Here is a 19,264-nt window from a genome sequence, read left to right on the forward strand (position 1 = left end):
ACTTTTTCAGAGACAAAAGAATTGATAACGCTTTCTTTTGTACTCCCATCATATCGGATGGAGAAGATGTTTATGATGAGGCTTTTGTCATTATTTTGGAAAAACAGTTCATGAAGTGATGAAAAAAATCCGCACAATGGCGGATTTTTAATAGTGGTTAAATTGATACATCAATTTTTGCAGATTTCTTTAGTTGATCAATTTCTTTTTGTACTTCTTTTTGCTTTTCTTGAGATTCTAACTGCTTCTTGATTTGTGATTTGACGTCTTTGAAATCAGGTGCTTTTTGTTTTTGTTTTTTCATTTGTTCGGCGTATTGGTCATAGTAAGCTTTGACGTCTTTTTCAGACACAGAGGCTGATTTAATTTCTTTGTCGACATATTGGCTGTATTTGATGCTGTCGGCAATATCACTTTTCAGCTGATCCATTGTCAGTCCGCTCTTTTTGAGTGCTTCTTCAAATTGAGCATTGTCTTTAAATTGTTCCTTTTCTTCTTTTAGCTGTTTATCGACTTGTTTGTCAGAGGCTTTATAGCCCTTCTTCTCAGCATCTTGCAGGATGAGCTCTTGACCTACTAGCGCATCAATGGTTTGCTTCTTGACAGCTTTTGCGCCTTCTTTAGATGTTGGGTCTTGTCCTGACTGCTGAAGTTGACCTTGAATGGTCGATAGGGCGCTATTGTATTCACTGCCTGTGATTTTATCTTTGTTGACGGTCGCAACGACCTTTTGATCATCAATTTTTTGTGCGTCTAATTTCTTTTGCATCTCTTCCATTTGCTTTTGCTGCTCTTTTTGGTCAGCCTGTGTTGTTTCCTTGCTGTTGGCTGAATCGTTTTGCTTATCCTGTTTCGCATCGTTTGATGAGCAGGCTGCAAGCCCCACTGATAACAGACAAGCAATGAGTGTATATGATACTTTTTTCAATTATTTTCTCTCCCTTCGGTATGAGAACATCTAGTGCGCATTCTAACCGTTTTAGAGGAAAAATAAAACCGTACAGACGAATTGTTAGCGGATTGACATTTTTTTTATCTGTTTGTCCTCATTTTGTCTTCTCATAGTCATCATATGACAGCTCAAATTTGAAATAATTGTTCCATCGCTTCGTCGAGATTGGTGATCGGCTGGCGGCAACTGTAGTTCTCACAAATATAGACTGTCGTGCTGTCGTTGATCGTTTTGTAATCTTTTGCAAAAGGTGCGAGCCTTGCTAATTCTTGCCCTGTTTCGGCAGTTAAAATGAGATCAAATGGCATGAATCGTTTTTGCAATGCTTGTAGAAGCTGTTCTTTTTGCGGGTCGCCCTTTTTCCCAAGAATAATGATTTCTCGTTTTGCGGCATATTGGCTCAATAGTCCTTGTAAAAAGGCGGTATGTCCGCTTGGATAGGAAGAGACATCTACGTAAAAGGCGCTGAACATCTTCTCTAGTGTTTCGATCCAGTCTTGACGTCCGATCATTCTGCTTAGTTTCAGAAGCTGTTGGAGTGCAGTGCTGTTACCAGACGGCATGGCCCCGTCGTATACTTCTTTTTCACGAACGATAAGCGCTTCTGCATCTGAGCCTGAGAAGAAAAAGCCCCCGATTTGCTCATCCCAAAACAGTTCAAATATATTTTCAGCAATGGCTCTGGCTTTTGTCAGCCAATCTAGGTCAAAGGTCGCTTCGTATAAAGACATATAAGCTGTTAGCATGTGAGCATAATCCTCGATAAAGCCTAGATGCTTTACGTCCCCTTCCCTATAGCGGACCATGAGCCGTTCCTGCTGGACGAGGTGTGTTTCTAGAAAAGACATTGCCTGTTTTGCTATGCGGATAGCCTCTTCTTCATGAAAGACACTCCCTGCTTTGGCAAGTGCGGAGATCATCAGCGCATTCCACGATGTGAGTACCTTGTCATCGATCAGCGGTGCAGGTCGCTGCTGTCTTACAGTGAGTAAGATGTGTCGAGCGGATTGCAGTTTAGAATAAAGGGTTTGGTCGTCGATTGAATATGCTGCCTTGATGTCATCAAATGAGGTGGAAATGCTATGAGGGATGTTCTGTCCTTCAAAATTTCCTTCCTCTGTGATGTGGTAGACCGCACAAAATAAAGTGCCGAGGTCATCACCTAAATGAGTCATGATCTCCTCTTTTGTCCAAACGTAATATTGCCCTTCCTTTCCTTCCGAATCGGCATCGATTGCTGAATAAAAAGAGCCATCACGATTCATCATGTCTCGTTTGATAAATTGAATGAGGTCTTGAACAAGCTTTTCGTACTCAGAGTGTTGAGTGATTTGATAGGCTTCGGTGTAGGCATCTATCAGCAAGGCGTTATCATACAGCATCTTTTCGAAATGCGGCACAAGCCATTTTTCATCGGTTGAATATCGAGTAAATCCAGAACCAATATGATCATAAATACCACCGTTTGCCATGCCATTTAATGTTTTTGTGACGGCATATAACGCATTTTCTTGCCCTGTCCATTCAAAATAACGCATGAGAAACGTGAGCATATGAGGTGCAGGAAATTTAGGCGCAGAACCGAAGCCGCCATACAGCGTATCAAAGCTGCTCATGAGCTGATAATAGGCTTTGTGAATCGACTCCTGAGTGAGCGTATTTTCTGTCTGCCCTGCTGCCTTGATCCGTAAATTATTTGTTGCCTTTTCTGCCAATGATTCAATATGATCACGATCGTTGTGATACGCATCCAGCAATTGCGTCAGTGCTTCAATGAAGCCGGGACGGCCGTAAGCACTTCTTTTTGGAAAGTATGTCCCCGCATAAAAAGGCTTTTGATCAGGCGTGACAAACACGTTGAGCGGCCAGCCTCCTTGCCCCGACATCATCTGACAAACGGACATATACATCGAGTCAATGTCTGGACGCTCCTCACGATCGACCTTGATTGAAATGAAATGCTCGTTTAGGATGTCAGCGACTTGGTGATCTTCAAAGCTTTCGTGTGCCATGACGTGGCACCAGTGGCAAGTGGCGTAACCGATGCTGACAAGCACCGGTTTATTTTCACGTTTCGCTTTGTCGAATGCTTCTTGCCCCCACGGGTACCAGTGAACTGGGTTGTGGGCGTGTTGAAGGAGGTAGGGTGATTTTTCCGTGATGAGTGGGTTGGGTGTTTGGTTGTTTGGCATGGGTCACCTGCTTTTTTCTTTTTTATAAGATCCCTCATTTGGAAGGAATTTATCATCTTTACTTCTTCACCAACACATATTGTAAGTTTTCTAATTCAAACATATCAATCAGTTCATCGATCCCTTTAAAATCGATATGTTTTCCAAACCGTTTTTTGCTTAGGTCAATTTCTACATCCAATTGATCGTCCTTTTCTTTCATTTCGAGTTCATTTAGACAAGAATAGATTTCGATGGTTTCTCCTTTTGACAGCTCTTTTTCAATGAATTTAAAAAGTGCACGAAGAGAATGAATGATGTCTAATTCATAAACAAAAGGGTGCGTGAATTTGTCTCTTACCTCTTCATAGACGGGATCTAGATAATCAATATGAATGCCTTCGAAATCCTCTTCTGTTTCAAATACTTCTATCAAAAGATCTTCCTTTTGATAGGTTTTGTGCTTTTTTTGTTTTTTATCAAACATGCTGATATTGAGTTCAGAGAATGGTTTATAGGTAGGGTTTTGACCAATGGTACCAAGCGGCAGTTCTTTGTTTGATCCAATATAATGCTGTAAAGTCATGGGTTGCCCTCTTTCCTTGAAATATTCCTTATAGCGTTGATTATTTCCTTTTTACCAATTTAGAGGTGAATATGCAATGGCTTGACATATCGGTATTTCTAGATATACAATGTCTGCCATGGAACCTATTGATGTGTTTAAGGCATTATCGAATGAAACAAGGTTGAATATTTTAAAGTGGCTTAAGGAACCTGAGAAGCATTTTCCTAAGCAAGGCGCTCATTTACCGAAGGAGGTTAGTTATAAGGGGGGCGTTTGTGTTGGGGATATTCAAGAAAAGGCGCAAATTTCTCAATCAACGGTCTCTAGCTACTTACATTTGATGCAAAAGGCTGGTCTGCTCGAATCGGTACGGCATGGGCAATGGACATACTATAGACGAAATGAAGAATTTATCCAACAGATCGGACAATATATGAAAACAGAGATCTAAAGGATGTGTGATTTCTGTTTTTTTCTATTCTATATATCTGTTTATCTAGATATATAAATATATGAATTGAAGGAGATTTGATGATGCGTTTGATTTTTTATGTACTTGCGCTATTAGCGGGTGCGGCACTTAGTTTTGAAGGAGCCATCTATGCGGAACTTGGGAAGTCGATCGGACAGTTAGAAACGAGTTTTTATAACTTTTTTGTCGGTTCAATTATCATGGGGCTATTGTGGCTCTTTTTTGGCAAAGGTGACCTTTCCTATACGTTGAAGGCACCGAAATGGTCGCTACTTGGCGGAGCGATGGGGGTTGTGTATTTAACGTCTATTGTGGTGAGTGTTCCATTTGTTGGTGTGGGGGTAACGATGGTGGCTGTCATTATTGGTCAGCTGCTGATGAGTATGGTGATTGAGCATTTTGGCTGGCTTGGGAGTCAGAGAACGAGAGTAAACAAAGAGAAGGTATTTGCGGTCATTTCGATGATCATTGCCCTTATTCTTATTCATTAGGAGGAAAGTCGATATGACATTATTGTTAATTTTATTTACTTTCATCGGAGGCATTACGTTAAGTGCGCAATCTTCCATAAACGGTACGTTTAGCAGGAGAGCAGGTACGATTGAAACGACCTTTTTGACCTTTTTAACGGGTACGATGTTTTTGACCATTCTGATTTTATTCTTTGGGAGCGGACATCTGTTGAATCTCTTGCATGCACCAAAGTGGCAGTTGAGTGCGGCTTTTCTTGGAACGGCTTATTTAATCCTGACAGTGGTCGCTGTTCCGAAAATCGGTGTCATTGCTGCGAATATTGCGGGGATTGCTGGGCAGCTTGTCATTGGAATGGTCATCGATCATTTTGGCTGGTTCCATAGCCTAATGATTTCACTTGATCTCAAACGCATATTGGCATTGTTCTTTATGCTGATCGCTCTTTATTTTATTTACAAAGGAAATAAGCGCTCTAGAGAGGAAGCGAGTGCTTAAAGAGAACGGGCTGCTGTGACATTTGCTCTCAGCAGCTCTTTTATACTGATTCATCATGTTTGACTAAATACCTATCAGGGTATACTATCTGATCATAGGGAAAAGAGAAAGGAGTGTTAAACGTGGAGTATAATCAGCAGATGAAGAATCGTCTTCGCCGGATTGAAGGGCAGATTAAAGGGGTTCTTGCGATGATGGAGCAGGGAAAGGATTGCCGTGAAGTGGTGACGCAGCTGTCTGCATCACGCAATGCCATTGATCGGGCAATGGGTGTGATTGTGAGTACAAACCTTGAACAGTGTGTCCGTGAAAGTCTTGAGCAGGGCAAGGATACAGAGGGGCTTGTCAAAGAAGCGGTTGAGCTCTTGGTGAAAAGCCGGTAAGAAATTCCTCAGCCTTTGAAGGTTGACGAATTTTTTTACTTGTTATAATATACCCTTACCGGTATGTGTATATATTTTTTTGCTTTTTGTATACCCACACGGGTAATTGAGATAAGGAGGATCATAATGGAGGAACAGAAAAAACGAACAACAATTGTTTTATTTAGTGGAGATTATGATAAAGCGATGGCCGCTTATATTATTGCAAATGGCGCAGCAGCTTATGATCACGAGGTGACTATTTTTCATACTTTTTGGGGGCTGAATGCCTTGCGTAAGGAAGAGATGGTGCCACTGAAGAAGGGATTTTTAGAAAAAATGTTTGGTAAAATGATGCCGCGTGGCGCTGATCGAATGGGGCTGTCAAAGATGAATTTTGCAGGAATGGGACCGAAGATGATTAAGCATGTGATCAACAAACACAATGCCATGACCCTGCCGCAGCTCATTGATATGGCGAAGGAACAAGACATCAACCTCGTGGCATGTACGATGACGATGGATCTTTTAGGGCTACAGGAGAACGAGTTACTAGCAGACATTCAATATGCAGGTGTGGCAGCGTATTTAGCAGAGGCAGAAATCGGGAATGTGAACTTATTTATCTAGGGAGGTGTTCATACATGATTCAAACGCTTTTGCTCATCATTGTGATCGCTTTGCTTGTGAGCCGTTTTCTTCCTGTACGGGGTGTGAAACAAATGGAAGCAGCTCATCTGAAACCTAAATTGCATAGTCGGCATCAACAGCTGATAGACGTGCGATCACCTTTAGAGTTTCAAACAAATCATATAAAAGGATTTCAAAATATCCCCTTACCACAGTTAAGGAATCGAGCGCATGAGCTTGAGAAAGACAAAGAAATTTATGTGATCTGCCAAAGCGGGATGAGAAGTATGCAGGCGGCTAAATTATTAAAAAAACAGGGATTTACCCACATTACGAATATCAAGGGTGGCATGAATGCTTGGCGATTATAGGTATAAATAGGCTTTAAAATATACCCCCACCCCTATAAAAAGGAGGAAAAACAATGCAGCAACCAACAGCAATTCTAGATGCAAAAGGATTGGCATGCCCAATGCCCATTGTCAAAACGAAAAAACAAATGAATGAGCTCTTGCCAGGAGATGTGCTTGAAGTGCAAGCAACCGATAAAGGGTCTACAGCGGATTTAGCAGCTTGGTCAAAAAGCGCCGGTCATGAATTTTTAGGAACGAAAGTAGAAGGACCGGTGCTTCATCATTTGATCCGTAAAGGCGGAGCGAAACAGGAGGAGGAGCAGTCAATGATTTCGGAAATGTCGTTGAACATGTTTCAACAGAAGGTAAAAGAAGATCAGTCATTGTTTATTTTAGATGTACGAGAGCCGGATGAATATGAAGCGGGTCATATTCCAGGAGCTGTTCACATCCCTCTTGGCGAGGTGGAACAACGTGCTGAAGAATTGAACCGAGAGACGCTCATTTACCTCATCTGTCATTCAGGCAGAAGAAGTGAATTAGCCGCACAAAAGTTAAAAGAAAAAGGATTTCATCAATTGATCAATGTAGTGCCAGGCATGAACAGCTGGACAGGAGAGATTGAAAAATAGGAGCTGAATGAAACGATGACTGTAAAAGCAATGACAGCAGAACAGTTAACAAAAAAGATCATCAACAAAGAGCCGATCTTTTTGTTGGATGTACGAAACGAATCAGATATGCAGGACTGGAAAATTGAAGGGAAAGCCGTTGAATATTTAAATGTGCCTTACTTTGAGCTTCTTGATGGCGTAGAGGATATGGTGGAGAACATACCGGATGACCTAGATGTACTGGTCGTTTGTGCGAAAGAAGGCTCCTCTATTATGGTGGCAGAGATGCTGTCAGAGGCAGGCAGAACGGTCCGTTATTTGCAAGGCGGTATGAAGGCATGGAGTGAGCATTTAGAGCCAGTGAAAATCGGTGAATTAACTGGCGGTGGAGAGTTGTACCAATTTGTGCGAATGGGCAAGGGATGCTTGTCGTATATGATCATGTCGAATGGGGAAGCTGCGATTATTGATGCGGCTAGAATGACGGAGGTCTATACGCAATTTGCTAAAAAACATCATGTCACAGTGACGCATGTGTTTGATACGCACCTTCATGCGGACCATATATCTGGCGGGAAAAAGCTGGCTGAACAGACTGGGGCCACCTATTGGCTGCCGCCAAAAGACGCCGAAGAGGTGACATTTGCGTACAATCACCTTGAAGAAGGGCAGCGTGTAACGATTGGAGCGGCGGAGATTGATATTCACGCCCTTTATTCACCAGGCCATACGATTGGTTCAACCTCTTTTATCGTAGACGACCGTTATCTCCTTTCAGGTGATATTTTGTTCATTGATTCGATCGGAAGACCTGATCTAGCCGGTATGGCGGAGGACTGGGTAGGTGATTTGAGGGAAACCCTTTATACACGATATACGGCGCTTTCGGCAGAATTGATTGTGCTGCCTGCACATTTTATGATCGTGGATGAGCTTAATGAAAACGGGAGCGTTTGGAAGGAGCTAGGCGCTTTGTTTGAAGAAAATCACGGGCTGAACATTGAAGATGAAGACGTATTTAGACAAATGGTCACGCAGGATCTCCCTGCACAGCCAAACGCTTATCAAGACATTCGGTCTACCAATATGGGGAAGCTGCATCCAGACGAGGAAGCACAGCGAGACATGGAAATTGGTCCAAACCGTTGTGCGATTCGATAATGTTCAATAAAATAAAGAAGCGAGGGATGATCAGATGACATCAGATCACATTTTAGACGTAACCGGGCTTGCATGCCCAATGCCGATTATTCGGACGAAGAAAAAAATGAATGACTTGGCAGAAGGCCAAGTATTAGAAATACATGCAACAGATAAAGGAGCTAAAGCTGATTTGGCTGCATGGGCTAAGTCAAGCGGACATGAATTGATCACGCAGACAGATGAAGGGCATGTGCTGAAGTTCTGGGTGAGAAAAGGGTCCTAAAGGGGAGAGGGGTATCTATGAGGGAGCCCCTTTTCCTTTTGCAAAGGAGGAGACCAGCGTGGATTTTGCATTTTTCATTACTTTATTTATCATCGGATTTATTGGTTCCTTCTTATCAGGAATGGTTGGAATAGGAGGATCGGTGATCAACTATCCCATGCTGCTTTATATCCCGCCTCTAGTCGGAGTGATGGCATTATCGGCTCACGAGGTTACAGGGATTGGTGCCATTCAAGTACTGTTTTCGACACTCGGCGGTGTGCTGGCGTATCGAAAAAGCGGATTTTTACATCGTCCATTGATTTTATATATGGGGAGCAGTATATTGGCAGGGAGTTTATTAGGCAGCTATTTATCACATTTCCTTCCAGAGAAAGGCATCAATGTAGTCTATGGTCTTCTTGCCATTGTCGCTGTCATTTTAATGCTTGTTCCGAAAAAAGGTCAGCGGGCAGAAGCAGATGGAGAGGTGACCTTTCATAAAGGACTGGCGGCTGGTATTGCCTTTGTGATCGGAAGTGTATCGGGTGTATTAGGTGCAGGCGGTGCCTTTATTTTAGTGCCGGTGATGCTATCGATTCTCAAAATCCCTGTGCGGATGACGATTGCCTCGTCTCTGGCGATTACGTTTCTCTCTGCGATCGGCGCATCGGCTGGGAAAGTGCTGACTGGTCAAGTCATGTTCATGCCTGCGCTTGTCTTAATGGCGGCCAGTTTGATTGCTGCGCCGATTGGGGCGAAGATTGGTCAGAAGATCAATGCCGTTTATTTGCAATGGGCACTTGCCGTGATGATTACAGCTACAGCAATTAAAATCTGGCTGAATTTATTATAAGAAAAAGACCAACAACTAAGAGCAAGGGCTCTTTTCCATGTGTTGGTCTTTTTTATTTCATATCATCGTGCTCGATATACGTTTCAAGTGCAGGGTGGTACTCTTTTTGATAATGAAGATTGGGGCATGTTTTCACGACTTTGCCTTGCAGGGCATTAGATTTCGAGACGTCTAATGCTGTTTTACATTTTGGACAACGTTCGTTAAATATTGAGAGCCAGCGCTTCATAGATCACCACTCCAGTTAAAGTCTTAAAAACCGATTATATTAATATGAATTATAGGGGATTGTGTGAATGAGGTCAATGGATATTTGGATCTTTTTAACAAAAAAAGAAGCATCGTATAAGATGCTTCAGCGAATAGACAAATCCTCGCATTCTTTGTCAACAATTTGAAGTATGATTAGTAGGCTTTTGCCCAGAACACCATATCAGAAGCAGGTTTCCCGCAGCAGACACATGTGTCAGAAACGGATTGTTGTTCAAACGGGATACAGCGTGATGTCGCCCCTGTTCTCTCTTTGATGTCGTTTTCGCAGTCTTCATCACCGCACCACATGGCTTTGATCAACCTGTTTTCTTCGGCAAGAAGCTGCACGATGTCTTCGATTGTGTGGGCGTTTGATGTTTTTTCATGTAATCGTTCTTTTGCTTTTTCGTACATCGTTTGCTGAATGTCTTCAAGCGTGGACGTGATGGTTTGTTCAAGTGCATCTAACGTGACGGCTTGCTTTTCACCTGTGTCTCGTCTTGCAAGCATCACCTGGCCTTTTTCCATATCCTTTGGTCCTACTTCTACGCGTAATGGGATGCCCTGCATTTCGCATTCGTTGAATTTCCAGCCTGGCTGTTTATCACTTGCATCGATGTCAGCGCGTGCGATGCGTGCGAGTCGATCCTTTAATTCATAGGCATGATCGAGGACACCTTCTTTATGGGAAGCAATTGGCACAACACGTACTTGGGTTGGCGCAATGTTTGGCGGCAGGACAAGTCCTCTGTCATCGCCATGCACCATGATCATAGCGCCAATGATTCTTGTGGTGAAGCCCCATGATGTTTGCTGGACATGCTCTAGTTTTCCTTCGCGATTTAAAAATTCAATGCCAAACGCCTTGGCAAATCCGTTGCCGAAGAAGTGAGAAGTGGCGGTTTGCAGGGCTTTTCCGTCATGCATTAGACTTTCGACTGTATAGGTGAAGCGGGCGCCAGCGAATTTTTCTTTCTCTGTTTTCCTGCCTTTAATGACAGGGATCGCTAGAAGCTCTTCACAAATAGACGCATAGATATGGAGCATTCTTTCTGTTTCTTCAATCGCCTCTTGCTCAGTCTCGTGACAAGTGTGCCCTTCCTGCCAGAGGAATTCAAGGGTTCTAAGGAATGGACGTGTTGTCTTTTCCCAGCGGACGACATTGGCCCATTGGTTATATAGCTTAGGTAAATCACGATAGGAGTGAATGATGTTTTTATAATGCTCAGCGAACAGCACCTCAGACGTTGGTCTGACGCAGAGTCTTTCTTGTAATTCCGAATCACCGCCATGTGTCACCCACGCCACTTCAGGAGCAAAGCCTTCGATATGATCCTTTTCTTGCTGGAGCAGACTTTCTGGGATAAAGAGCGGCATATAGACATTCTCATGACCCGTTTCTTTGATTTGACGATCAAGTTCGTCGCGAATATTCTCCCAAATTTTAAAACCGTATGGCTGAATGATCATACTGCCTCTAACGCTTGAATAATCGACGAGACGCGCCTTTGTGACAACATCTGTATACCACTGGGCAAAGTCGTCTTCCATGCTTGTAATTTTCTCAACAAATTGTTTCTTTGACATCGTCTTTTTCCTCCTTTTAAAAAAACAAAAAAGCTGTGCTTTAAGTTAGGGACCATTCCTGGTGGTACCACCCTAATTTAAAGCACAGCTTTACACTCGATCATGATAACGGTATGAACCGCTGTATGAAACAGAACTAAATCGGCAGGTTCACTTGAAGATGTCAGTAGGAACTTCTCAGCACCGTTCCCTCTCTGGTAAAGATCAATTCAAGCTACTATTCCAGATCTACGTTGATCCTTGTTCGTTGATTTTTCATCAGTTTACCTGTAAATGGGGGAGAAAGCAAGTTGGTCCGCAAGTTCATTTCATGCCATTCTGAGGTCGTTTATGTCGCTGAGCCATTGGCAGACATTTTCTGTTTTTACAGCTTGCACGTTATGTAAGGCTATGCTAATATATTTGAAGAAAAAAATAGACTTGTATAACCTCAATAATATGGTTTGAGGGTTTCTACCAGGATCCGATAAATCCTGATTACAAAAGCGCGCTTTCCTTTTTTGTAATCAGGGTTTTTTTGTTTGTCTGCACCCTGTATCAAAAGTGAAAGCCATGATATAGAGAAGGGATGTTAGACATGAACTGGAGAGTTTATTTATTAGCTGTTTCTACTTTTGCGGTTGGATTAGTTGAGCTTGTGGTCGGGGGCATTTTGCCAAGTTTAGCAGAGGATCTCAATGTGTCTCTTGCGACAGCTGGGCAGCTTATTACGGTATTTGCGATTGTGTATGCTATTTCAGCACCGGTGCTGCTGACCGTCACAGCCAAAATCGAACGAAAGCGTCTTTATTTAATCGCATTATTGGTCTTTACATTAGGCAATGTATTCACATATTTTAGTTCCACCTTTGCCCTTGTCATGATCTCTAGGGTCTTGATTGCCATGAGTACGGCGCTTGTTGTGGTGTTATCACTAACGATTACGGCCAAGCTGGTGGAACCGGCGCATCGAGCGAAAGCATTAGGTCTGATTTTTATTGGGATTAGCTCATCACTTGTTCTCGGTGTACCGATCGGTATTTTTATTACAGAGAGCTTTGGCTGGAGAGTGATGTTTTTAGGAATCAGTATTCTGTCAGCCATATCTATGGTACTCATTTATTTTCTATTGGAGAAAATGCCTGTTGAAAAAGTCACACCGCTTAAAGAACAAATTCGTTCTTTAGGGCATCCGAAAATTTTCAGTGCACATTTGATTAGTTTGTTCATGCTTGCTGGTCATTATATGCTGTATTCTTATTTCACGCCATTTCTGATGGAAGTTCTGCATATGACTCCGTTTTGGATTAGTATTTGTTATTTGGTCTTCGGGCTTGCGTCGATTGGCGGGAATGGATTTGGCGGCTGGCTGAGTGACAAATTAGGATCAGGAAAAGCCATTTTGCTTGTGACCATGGCGTTTGCCATTGTGATGTTTATCCTTCCTTATACAGCGGGAGTGTTTATGCTCTTTATGGTGATGGTTGTCTTATGGGGTGCTCTTAGCTGGGCACTGACACCTGCTTTGCAGAGCTATTTGATTCAAACAGACCCTGTGACGTCTGATATTCAGCAAAGTTTAAATACATCCGCTTTGCAAATTGGAATTTCCATTGGATCAGCAGTGGGCGGCGTCATGTTTACAATGACTGGTTCATCTGTTGATTTGGCTAAATTCGGCGCTGTTTTTGTGCTGATTGCCTTTAGCTGTGCAGTGATTTCATTAAAGAGACCGCCGCTTTATATGGATCGTCAGCATCACGCTGAATAGAAGAGAATAAGATCGTTTCCGTGTTAGTTAGCTGCCTCATCATAGGCAGCTTTTTATTTTTTTAAAACCACACCTTCGCTTTTACCAGTAATGACTTCTTCTCCATGCTGATTGATATAACGGGAAAAAAGGTGGACACGATGGTATTTTTCAAGGGGTTCTACTTTGGTGACGGCCATCTGACAGGTAATGGTGTCACCTGTATAAACAGGGCGTATGAAGGTACATGTCATCTCTTGACCGATAAAATGAAACTGACCGCCAAGCTTCGTGGCTAGACTTGCTGTGAGAAAGCCGTGTACCATGAGCCTGCCTTGATCATCTAGCTCGGTATGATGTTTGCCAAGATCACCTGTCATCTCGCCAAATTGGATCACATCTTCATGCGTATAGGTTTTGCTTGTTTGAAATTGATCGCCTGGTCGAACCATCTGTTCTTCAGCTCCTTTTTTTAAATGTACCAAAGGAGTGAATGAATGTACATTCATTTTTGTGATGAGATGTTAGAGGCAAAGAAGAGACAGGATGCCTTTCTTTGCCCTTGATACGTCAGGAAAAATGTCATCTTCTATTCAAAAATAACCATCTCTCCAATTGGATGAAATCCGGCACGCTGATAGATATGTTTGCCGTCATTTGAGGCTTGTAACATTACACACTTTTGTTTGTTATCTGTCTGGGTCAGAAGGTAATGAAACATGTCACTGCCAAGTCCTCTTCCGCGGTGTTCTGCCTTTGTGATGACATCATAAATACCATAGCTGTCTGCTGTTTCAATCAATAAGCCCGTTGTGACCGGTTTGTTGTGTTCATATCCAACGAACATGCGGGTACTCGGGTTTAATCGTTCAATCGAGAAGCGCTGGAAATAGGTGTTTAAAGCGATTGCTTCAGGTGATCCTTCGAAAAGTTCGATAAATAAATGTTGATAATCGAGAAAAGTTTGATCGTCAGTCACTTCCTTGATCGTAAGCGATTGAGAGGTCCTTTGATCGATGTCGTTTGTATGTTCAAGCATCATGATGGTATTGCGTTCCACTTCTTGAAGCCCATGTTTCTGCATGATATTCGACCAATCGGGGTGGAGCAGGCTTTGAGTGATCCATGTGCTGAATGTTAGCTGCTGTTGCTGCATTTGTTCGATGGCAGCTGCCACTTTTTGTTGATCTTGTATGTGCGCTGAAATCGGTAATAATAAATTGAACGTGTCAGTTGATATATGCGTGTTTGATAGAACGAAATCTTCTGTTGATAGGAACGATCCGTTTACAACAGAAGAAAACAAATTTATTTTTTCTTCTAACTGGCGAATGGCCATTTGCTGCTCTGTTTTCATTCTCTCACCTTCTTTTTTTGATTGAGGGTTACCTATCATAAATGATAGCAAAGAAAAGGAAATTGTGCCGTCTCTTGTAATCTAGTAAAAAAGTTCTTTTATTTATCAGGTCTGATGACCCATTCTTTTCCTCATCCCCACATTTCTTTTGACTCCTTTATTGATTATTAGTACCATTTTATTAACCAGTTAAGAGTGGAGGTTCAGATGGAAACAAAAGAGCAGATTGTCTTAAAAGCGATTCAAGATTTGATTATGCATAGGGAAAAGAAACGGAACGATCCAACAGATCCACTGATTACCACGACTGATACACTCAAGCAAGATTGGACACTTACACAGCTTCATATTTTATCTATGATTCAAGCAAACCCTAACGAATCCAATAATACATTTCTTTCACAACAACTAAAACTATCAAAACCCGCCATTACAAAGGCTGTGAAAAAGCTCATCGAAAAAGGCATGGTCGACTATTGCCACCGGCAAGGTGACAAGAAATCCGTCTATTATTCACTGACAGAGGAAGGTACACAGCTGGCGGCACTGCATGATGAGCTTCATGAACAGGCAGTCTCCTCCTATTTAGAATTCCTCCATGAATTTAATGAAGGCGAGCTACAGGTTATCGAGCGCTTCTTAAAGACTTGGAAGGAAAAGATATAAAAAACGGACCGAAAGCTTTCTATAAACTAGATGCTTTCGGTTTTTTTATGGTAAAATTAACATATATTGACGTTGTTCGTGATGATGATTGAGGGAGGGTGCCGTGTTGGTGAAAGAGATGATGGAAAATTTTAAAAAGTATGTTTTTATCATGCCGTTCGTCGGATTGTTTGTCAGCTTGCTATTATTTGTTTATTTTTTTGGGATGACAGGAGTTGAAGGGTCCATGTGGGCGGCTGTTTTGTATTGTGCTCTGCCCTTTCTGATGTACACGATACTCTGTTTGCCTTTATGGATTTATTTTAAAGTCAGCAAAAAACGTTCAATACAAAGAAATGAGGAACATACATGATCGTTGTCAGTGCTTGTCTTGCGGGATTAAAGGTCCGTTATAATGGCAGCCATCGATTAGATCAACGTATCGAGGAGCTTGTGCAGGAAGGAAAGGCGGTAACAGTTTGCCCTGAGCTGCTTGGCGGTTTCTCTACACCAAGGCCACCCGCAGAAATTATTGGTGGAGATGGTCATGATGTCTTACGGGGGCAGGCTTCTGTAGTTGATGTTCATGGAACAGATGTGACAGAGATGTATGTAAAAGGTGCACAAGACACGCTTAAGCAGGTTCAGACTCTTGGCGCAACATCCGTCGTGTTAAAAGAGTACAGTCCTTCTTGCGGAAGCCGGATGATCTATCGGGGAGAGTTTAACGGGAAGACAAAGGCTGGGGACGGTGTGACGTCTGCCTTGCTGAAACAGCATGGGATTCAAGTATTCTCTGAGGAGGATGATTGGACCTCGCTGTTTGTATAGGGATAAGTAGAAATCTATTTAATATAAAAACAAATATATTCACATAAAAATTTTGTATTGTTAGTATGGGACAAAATAAAATTAGATCATAGTAGCCCTTGCATGGTCTATTTTCATGCATGATCTTTCGCACATTCGGGTATAGTGCATGGTAAGCAAAAATGAAGCGGAGGTTTGTTTGATGAGTGGATTAACAGATACAGTCACATTAGCTAACGGAGTGAAAATGCCGAAGCTTGGCTTTGGTGTATGGCAAGTAAAAGATGGGGATGAGGCTGTAAATGCAGTCAAAGACGCACTTGAAGCTGGCTATCGCAGTATAGATACAGCAGCGGCCTATCAAAATGAAGAAGGTGTTGGCAAAGCCATTCAGCAATCAGGCATCTCTCGCGATGATCTGTTCATTACGACAAAAGTCTGGAATAGTGATCAAGGATATGAGTCAACGCTTGAAGCCTTTGAAACGAGTATGAACAAACTAGGTCTGGATGTATTGGATCTTTATTTAATCCATTGGCCGGTTGAAGGCAAATATAAAGAAACGTGGAAGGCGCTAGAAAAGCTTTATAAGGATGGCCGTGTGAAAGCCATTGGCGTGTGTAACTTCCATCAGCACCATTTAGAAGATTTATTAGAAGAGGCAGAAGTGGTGCCAATGGTCAATCAAATTGAACTGCATCCGAAGCTGACGCAAGAGCCTTTACGTGACTACTGCAAGGCAAAAGGCATTCATGTAGAAGCATGGTCGCCATTAGGCAGCGGGAAACTTCTTAACCATCCGGTGCTTCAAGATATTGCGAAAAAGCATGAGAAGTCAGTGGCGCAAGTCATTCTTCGCTGGGACTTGCAGCATGGCATTATCACCATTCCGAAATCTGTGACGAAGAGCCGAATCATCGAAAACACAAACGTATTTGATTTCGAGTTGTCCACCCATGAAATGAGTGTCATTGATCAGCTCAATGAAGATGAGCGCACGGGTCCAGACCCAGATAACTTCGATTTTTAATATAAGAAAAGCACAGGCGGGATGCCTGTGCTTTTTTATTTGCCCCTATGTTCAGACCGTCTTTTGAGGCTGATAGGTCTCAATGATTTGAATGGCGTCGACAATTTGCTCTTTGGTATAGTCTCCAATCAAACAAAAGGTTTCATCTTTACATGCAGCATGGTTTGCCACTGTATGTGCTGCTTCCTCTAGCTGAGCTGTGATGCCAAGATCACGCATCGTTCTAGGTAATCCGAGTGTTTGATAGAGCTCAAGTAATTCTTCTACTTCCGTCATACGGTTTTCTGCGGCAAGCTGGACGAGAATGCCATAGGCCACTTTTTGTCCATGTAACACATGATGTGTTTCATCAATAAATGTTAATCCATTATGAACAGCATGGGCTCCTGCCATTCTTCCATAACGTCCTCCATAGCCGCCGACTGTTCCGGCTAACGTAATGATCGTATCTGTTACATCTGCAAAGGCTTGAGAAAGCTGACCTGTTTTTAAGCTGCTAACGGCTTCTTCACTATGAGTCAGAAGAATGTCACGAACGTACACTGCCTGCTTTAATGCAGCATGTACCATGAGTGGCAAGGTGCCTTTTGTGTTACGAATAATGGCTTCCGCTTCATACCATTTTGCCAGCGTATCCCCAATTCCGCTTTGGAGATAGGAAAGAGGAGATGAAAGCAAAAAAGTATGATCAATTAACGTGAGATAGCTGGACCGCTTATGATAGTCGACCCTCATGAAATTTCCCTTGTCATCATAAATGACACTGAGCGGTGTAGAAGCCGCACATGTCCCAGGAATCGTCGGCACCATGATCACTTCAATTTGGAGAGCGTCGGCAACAGACTTCGCTGTATCTAAAATCGTTCCGCCACCGATCCCGATGATCACGTCTGAACTCTTGAGTTCTTCCGCAATTCGTGTAATCGCATTTGGTGAACTGTAACCTTTATGCTGAACAATAGGCCACTCGGATGGAAGCTTTGTGTACTGTGAAAAGGCTTGATATGAGTCATATCCTGTCACTATAGCAGGTGAATGAAAAGGAGATGCAAGTGACTCGAGTTCGTGATAAATTCCCTTTTGAGAAATAAACTGGTTAGGACCGCTTCTGACGATCTCTTCTGGCTGGATCATTGACTTATGCTCCTTTACGAAATCATATAGTTCTTAAATCATCTCATTTTACAGAAAGTTCTGTCAAATAATCGAACAATATGAGACCATAGACCCTTCCGTTTTATGGAATTGAACTGCTGACATTGCCTTAAGGTATGTATTTCCTGTATGATATAAAATGGTATGTTTTGATTAAATTTAAGAGGTGTTTATATATATGGAAAAACAATATCGTGTATTACTTTACTATCAATATGTCCCCATTGAGGATCCAGAAACGTTTACAGCAGAGCATCTAGCATTCTGTAAGGAACTTGGTTTGTTAGGTCGTATTCTTGTTTCATCTGAAGGCATAAACGGAACCGTTTCTGGTACCATTGAGCAAACGGACAAGTACATGCAAGCATTGAAAGAAGATCCACGCTTTGCGTCCATGCCAATTAAAATTGACGAAGCAGATGGTCATGCGTTTAAGAAAATGCACGTCCGTCATCGAAATGAATTGGTGAATTTAAGTCTTGAAGATGATGTGAATCCGCTAGAATTAACGGGGAAACATCTCAGCCCAGTTGAATTTTACGAGCAAATGCAATCACCTGATACGGTCGTGATTGATGCACGTAATGATTATGAGTTTGATGTCGGTCACTTCAGAGGTGCTGTGCGCCCTGACATTGAGACATTCCGTGAATTGCCTGAGTGGATTCGTGACAATAAAGAGATTCTTGAAGGGAAAAAAATTCTGACGTATTGCACAGGCGGCGTACGCTGTGAGAAATTCTCAGGATGGTTAAAGCGTGAAGGCTTTGAAGATGTATCCCAGCTTGACGGTGGAATTGTCACGTACGGAAAAGACCCAGAAGTTCAAGGAAAGCTATGGGACGGTCAATGTTATGTGTTTGATAACCGCCTAACGGTTCCAGTCAATCAAACAGAGCACGTTGTGGTAGGAAAAGATTTCTTCACTGGCGAACCTTGCGAGCGTTATGTGAACTGTGCGAACCCTGCATGTAACCGCAAAATGATTGCAACAGAAGAAAGCGAGCATAAATATATGCGCAGCTGCAGCCATGAATGCCGCACAAGCGAACGTAACCTTTATGTGAAACAACATAATTTGTCTGAGGAAGAAGTTCAAGAAAGACTAGCTGTCATTGAAAAAGAACAAGCAATCTCACAAGGATAAGAGGGTTTCCCTTTTATCCTTTTTTCTTTGAATGATACGTGTTCAGAGGGAATAGGAAGTCATTTCCTCTTTCTTTTTTGTTTTGTTTTTTTCAAAATAAGGGTAAAGGTAGTTAATCAGTCTAATAGATTGAACAGTTGAAAAAGCGCTTTCTTTTGAAATAAGCATGTTCGACTATTTCAGAAAATGGAGAATTGAGA

23 protein-coding genes, 1 pseudogene and 1 riboswitch are annotated in these 19,264 nt (G+C 42.3%); of the genes and pseudogenes, 15 read left to right on the forward strand and 9 right to left on the reverse strand.

The genetic code is table 11. The features are described 5' to 3' along the window. Window positions 1–157: 157 nt before the first annotated feature. The 4 genes and pseudogenes from MHI41_RS01255 to MHI41_RS01270 all read right to left on the reverse strand — a co-directional run bounded on the left by MHI41_RS01255 (window position 158) and on the right by MHI41_RS01270 (window position 3,709). Window positions 158–928 carry a SurA N-terminal domain-containing protein gene (locus MHI41_RS01255; protein ID WP_281215607.1) on the reverse strand — a complete coding sequence of 257 codons (771 nt, stop codon included), beginning with the start codon at window positions 926–928 and terminating at the stop codon, window positions 158–160. A gap of 152 nt (window positions 929–1,080) precedes the next feature. Next, window positions 1,081–2,568, reverse strand: a complete 1,488-nt coding sequence (locus MHI41_RS01260; RefSeq protein WP_336619539.1) for a thioredoxin domain-containing protein — start codon at window positions 2,566–2,568, stop codon at window positions 1,081–1,083. 84 nt (window positions 2,569–2,652) lie between these two features. Next, window positions 2,653–3,144: pseudogene (locus MHI41_RS01265) on the reverse strand (thioredoxin domain-containing protein); the annotation flags it as partial. A gap of 58 nt (window positions 3,145–3,202) precedes the next feature. Further along, window positions 3,203–3,709: a hypothetical protein gene (locus tag MHI41_RS01270; RefSeq protein WP_282834040.1), complete on the reverse strand. Its 507-nt coding sequence runs from the start codon at window positions 3,707–3,709 to the stop codon at window positions 3,203–3,205. 118 nt (window positions 3,710–3,827) lie between these two features. Between MHI41_RS01270 and MHI41_RS01275 the strand changes: the two genes are divergently transcribed. From MHI41_RS01275 to MHI41_RS01320, 10 genes are all read left to right on the forward strand, one after another. Continuing rightward, window positions 3,828–4,142, forward strand: coding sequence for a metalloregulator ArsR/SmtB family transcription factor (locus tag MHI41_RS01275; RefSeq protein WP_008343888.1), 315 nt, complete (start codon window positions 3,828–3,830; stop codon window positions 4,140–4,142). Between the two features lie 83 nt (window positions 4,143–4,225). Then, entirely contained in the window at window positions 4,226–4,654 is a 429-nt protein-coding gene (locus tag MHI41_RS01280; RefSeq protein WP_008343887.1) for a DMT family transporter, read from the forward strand. Window positions 4,655–4,667: 13 nt separating this feature from the next. Beyond that, a complete protein-coding gene (locus MHI41_RS01285; protein ID WP_272511944.1) occupies window positions 4,668–5,132 on the forward strand; it encodes a DMT family transporter in 465 nt (154 codons plus the stop codon). A 122-nt stretch (window positions 5,133–5,254) separates the two neighbouring features. Beyond that, complete coding sequence (locus MHI41_RS01290; RefSeq protein WP_003217059.1) at window positions 5,255–5,515, forward strand: metal-sensitive transcriptional regulator; 261 nt, start codon at window positions 5,255–5,257, stop codon at window positions 5,513–5,515. Window positions 5,516–5,641: 126 nt separating this feature from the next. Next, the gene (locus MHI41_RS01295) at window positions 5,642–6,124 is read left to right on the forward strand and encodes a DsrE/DsrF/DrsH-like family protein (RefSeq protein WP_148780777.1); all 483 of its coding nucleotides are present in this window, start codon (window positions 5,642–5,644) and stop codon (window positions 6,122–6,124) included. Window positions 6,125–6,138: 14 nt separating this feature from the next. Next, window positions 6,139–6,495, forward strand: coding sequence for a rhodanese-like domain-containing protein (locus MHI41_RS01300; protein ID WP_272511946.1), 357 nt, complete (start codon window positions 6,139–6,141; stop codon window positions 6,493–6,495). A 53-nt stretch (window positions 6,496–6,548) separates the two neighbouring features. Beyond that, the gene (locus MHI41_RS01305; protein ID WP_272511947.1) at window positions 6,549–7,109 is read left to right on the forward strand and encodes a sulfurtransferase TusA family protein; all 561 of its coding nucleotides are present in this window, start codon (window positions 6,549–6,551) and stop codon (window positions 7,107–7,109) included. A gap of 15 nt (window positions 7,110–7,124) precedes the next feature. Continuing rightward, on the forward strand, window positions 7,125–8,252 hold the full coding sequence (locus MHI41_RS01310) for an MBL fold metallo-hydrolase (protein ID WP_272511948.1): 1,128 nt from the start codon (window positions 7,125–7,127) through the stop codon (window positions 8,250–8,252). Window positions 8,253–8,286: 34 nt separating this feature from the next. Beyond that, window positions 8,287–8,517 (forward strand): sulfurtransferase TusA family protein, encoded by a 231-nt coding sequence (locus MHI41_RS01315; protein ID WP_008343881.1) that lies wholly within the window; start codon window positions 8,287–8,289, stop codon window positions 8,515–8,517. Window positions 8,518–8,575: 58 nt separating this feature from the next. After that, window positions 8,576–9,352, forward strand: coding sequence for a sulfite exporter TauE/SafE family protein (locus MHI41_RS01320; protein WP_342494454.1), 777 nt, complete (start codon window positions 8,576–8,578; stop codon window positions 9,350–9,352). A 52-nt stretch (window positions 9,353–9,404) separates the two neighbouring features. Here MHI41_RS01320 and MHI41_RS01325 read toward each other — a convergent pair whose 3' ends face one another. Then, window positions 9,405–9,581, reverse strand: coding sequence for a hypothetical protein (locus MHI41_RS01325; protein WP_017358723.1), 177 nt, complete (start codon window positions 9,579–9,581; stop codon window positions 9,405–9,407). 176 nt (window positions 9,582–9,757) lie between these two features. Further along, complete coding sequence (proS, locus tag MHI41_RS01330) at window positions 9,758–11,191, reverse strand: proline--tRNA ligase (protein WP_342494455.1); 1,434 nt, start codon at window positions 11,189–11,191, stop codon at window positions 9,758–9,760. Window positions 11,192–11,591: 400 nt separating this feature from the next. Next, a riboswitch (purine riboswitch) is annotated at window positions 11,592–11,691 on the forward strand. A gap of 77 nt (window positions 11,692–11,768) precedes the next feature. On the opposite strand from proS, the gene MHI41_RS01335 reads away from it, so the two are divergent. Further along, the gene (locus tag MHI41_RS01335; RefSeq protein WP_017358727.1) at window positions 11,769–12,941 is read left to right on the forward strand and encodes an MFS transporter; all 1,173 of its coding nucleotides are present in this window, start codon (window positions 11,769–11,771) and stop codon (window positions 12,939–12,941) included. A 53-nt stretch (window positions 12,942–12,994) separates the two neighbouring features. On the opposite strand, the gene MHI41_RS01340 is transcribed toward MHI41_RS01335, so the two are convergent. Both MHI41_RS01340 and MHI41_RS01345 read right to left on the reverse strand, forming a co-directional pair. Continuing rightward, window positions 12,995–13,372, reverse strand: a complete 378-nt coding sequence (locus tag MHI41_RS01340) for a hotdog domain-containing protein (protein ID WP_073415831.1) — start codon at window positions 13,370–13,372, stop codon at window positions 12,995–12,997. A gap of 137 nt (window positions 13,373–13,509) precedes the next feature. Further along, the gene (locus MHI41_RS01345; protein ID WP_342494456.1) at window positions 13,510–14,277 is read right to left on the reverse strand and encodes a GNAT family N-acetyltransferase; all 768 of its coding nucleotides are present in this window, start codon (window positions 14,275–14,277) and stop codon (window positions 13,510–13,512) included. Between the two features lie 207 nt (window positions 14,278–14,484). Between MHI41_RS01345 and MHI41_RS01350 the strand changes: the two genes are divergently transcribed. From MHI41_RS01350 to MHI41_RS01360, 3 genes are all read left to right on the forward strand, one after another. Beyond that, on the forward strand, window positions 14,485–14,943 hold the full coding sequence (locus MHI41_RS01350; RefSeq protein ID WP_125590869.1) for a MarR family transcriptional regulator: 459 nt from the start codon (window positions 14,485–14,487) through the stop codon (window positions 14,941–14,943). Between the two features lie 348 nt (window positions 14,944–15,291). Next, window positions 15,292–15,753: a DUF523 domain-containing protein gene (locus MHI41_RS01355; protein ID WP_045034650.1), complete on the forward strand. Its 462-nt coding sequence runs from the start codon at window positions 15,292–15,294 to the stop codon at window positions 15,751–15,753. Between the two features lie 181 nt (window positions 15,754–15,934). Continuing rightward, the gene (locus MHI41_RS01360; protein ID WP_342494457.1) at window positions 15,935–16,762 is read left to right on the forward strand and encodes an aldo/keto reductase; all 828 of its coding nucleotides are present in this window, start codon (window positions 15,935–15,937) and stop codon (window positions 16,760–16,762) included. Window positions 16,763–16,813: 51 nt separating this feature from the next. On the opposite strand, the gene MHI41_RS01365 is transcribed toward MHI41_RS01360, so the two are convergent. After that, a complete protein-coding gene (locus MHI41_RS01365; RefSeq protein WP_342494458.1) occupies window positions 16,814–17,896 on the reverse strand; it encodes an iron-containing alcohol dehydrogenase family protein in 1,083 nt (360 codons plus the stop codon). 199 nt (window positions 17,897–18,095) lie between these two features. On the opposite strand from MHI41_RS01365, the gene MHI41_RS01370 reads away from it, so the two are divergent. Further along, complete coding sequence (locus tag MHI41_RS01370) at window positions 18,096–19,064, forward strand: rhodanese-related sulfurtransferase (RefSeq protein WP_007498459.1); 969 nt, start codon at window positions 18,096–18,098, stop codon at window positions 19,062–19,064. The last annotated feature ends 200 nt before the right edge of the window (window positions 19,065–19,264 follow it).

It is taken from the genome of Bacillus sp. FSL M7-0307 (assembly GCF_038627835.1).
GTDB classification, from domain to species: domain Bacteria; phylum Bacillota; class Bacilli; order Bacillales; family Bacillaceae; genus Bacillus; species Bacillus altitudinis.

What these genes read in the sequence shown, in the direction of transcription:
- MHI41_RS01260 (WP_336619539.1), bottom strand. Translation starts at nt 2,568, where the DNA reads ATGAGCAGCTTTGATACGCTGTATGGCGGCTTCGGTTCTGCGCCTAAA.
- MHI41_RS01270 (WP_282834040.1), bottom strand. Translation starts at nt 3,709, where the DNA reads ATGACTTTACAGCATTATATTGGATCAAACAAAGAACTGCCGCTTGGT.
- MHI41_RS01275 (WP_008343888.1), top strand. Translation starts at nt 3,828, where the DNA reads ATGGAACCTATTGATGTGTTTAAGGCATTATCGAATGAAACAAGGTTG.
- MHI41_RS01280 (WP_008343887.1), top strand. Translation starts at nt 4,226, where the DNA reads ATGCGTTTGATTTTTTATGTACTTGCGCTATTAGCGGGTGCGGCACTT.
- MHI41_RS01285 (WP_272511944.1), top strand. Translation starts at nt 4,668, where the DNA reads ATGACATTATTGTTAATTTTATTTACTTTCATCGGAGGCATTACGTTA.
- MHI41_RS01295 (WP_148780777.1), top strand. Translation starts at nt 5,642, where the DNA reads ATGGAGGAACAGAAAAAACGAACAACAATTGTTTTATTTAGTGGAGAT.
- MHI41_RS01300 (WP_272511946.1), top strand. Translation starts at nt 6,139, where the DNA reads ATGATTCAAACGCTTTTGCTCATCATTGTGATCGCTTTGCTTGTGAGC.
- MHI41_RS01305 (WP_272511947.1), top strand. Translation starts at nt 6,549, where the DNA reads ATGCAGCAACCAACAGCAATTCTAGATGCAAAAGGATTGGCATGCCCA.
- MHI41_RS01310 (WP_272511948.1), top strand. Translation starts at nt 7,125, where the DNA reads ATGACTGTAAAAGCAATGACAGCAGAACAGTTAACAAAAAAGATCATC.
- MHI41_RS01315 (WP_008343881.1), top strand. Translation starts at nt 8,287, where the DNA reads ATGACATCAGATCACATTTTAGACGTAACCGGGCTTGCATGCCCAATG.
- MHI41_RS01325 (WP_017358723.1), bottom strand. Translation starts at nt 9,581, where the DNA reads ATGAAGCGCTGGCTCTCAATATTTAACGAACGTTGTCCAAAATGTAAA.
- proS (WP_342494455.1), bottom strand. Translation starts at nt 11,191, where the DNA reads ATGTCAAAGAAACAATTTGTTGAGAAAATTACAAGCATGGAAGACGAC.
- MHI41_RS01335 (WP_017358727.1), top strand. Translation starts at nt 11,769, where the DNA reads ATGAACTGGAGAGTTTATTTATTAGCTGTTTCTACTTTTGCGGTTGGA.
- MHI41_RS01340 (WP_073415831.1), bottom strand. Translation starts at nt 13,372, where the DNA reads ATGGTTCGACCAGGCGATCAATTTCAAACAAGCAAAACCTATACGCAT.
- MHI41_RS01345 (WP_342494456.1), bottom strand. Translation starts at nt 14,277, where the DNA reads ATGAAAACAGAGCAGCAAATGGCCATTCGCCAGTTAGAAGAAAAAATA.
- MHI41_RS01350 (WP_125590869.1), top strand. Translation starts at nt 14,485, where the DNA reads ATGGAAACAAAAGAGCAGATTGTCTTAAAAGCGATTCAAGATTTGATT.
- MHI41_RS01355 (WP_045034650.1), top strand. Translation starts at nt 15,292, where the DNA reads ATGATCGTTGTCAGTGCTTGTCTTGCGGGATTAAAGGTCCGTTATAAT.
- MHI41_RS01360 (WP_342494457.1), top strand. Translation starts at nt 15,935, where the DNA reads ATGAGTGGATTAACAGATACAGTCACATTAGCTAACGGAGTGAAAATG.
- MHI41_RS01365 (WP_342494458.1), bottom strand. Translation starts at nt 17,896, where the DNA reads ATGATCCAGCCAGAAGAGATCGTCAGAAGCGGTCCTAACCAGTTTATT.
- MHI41_RS01370 (WP_007498459.1), top strand. Translation starts at nt 18,096, where the DNA reads ATGGAAAAACAATATCGTGTATTACTTTACTATCAATATGTCCCCATT.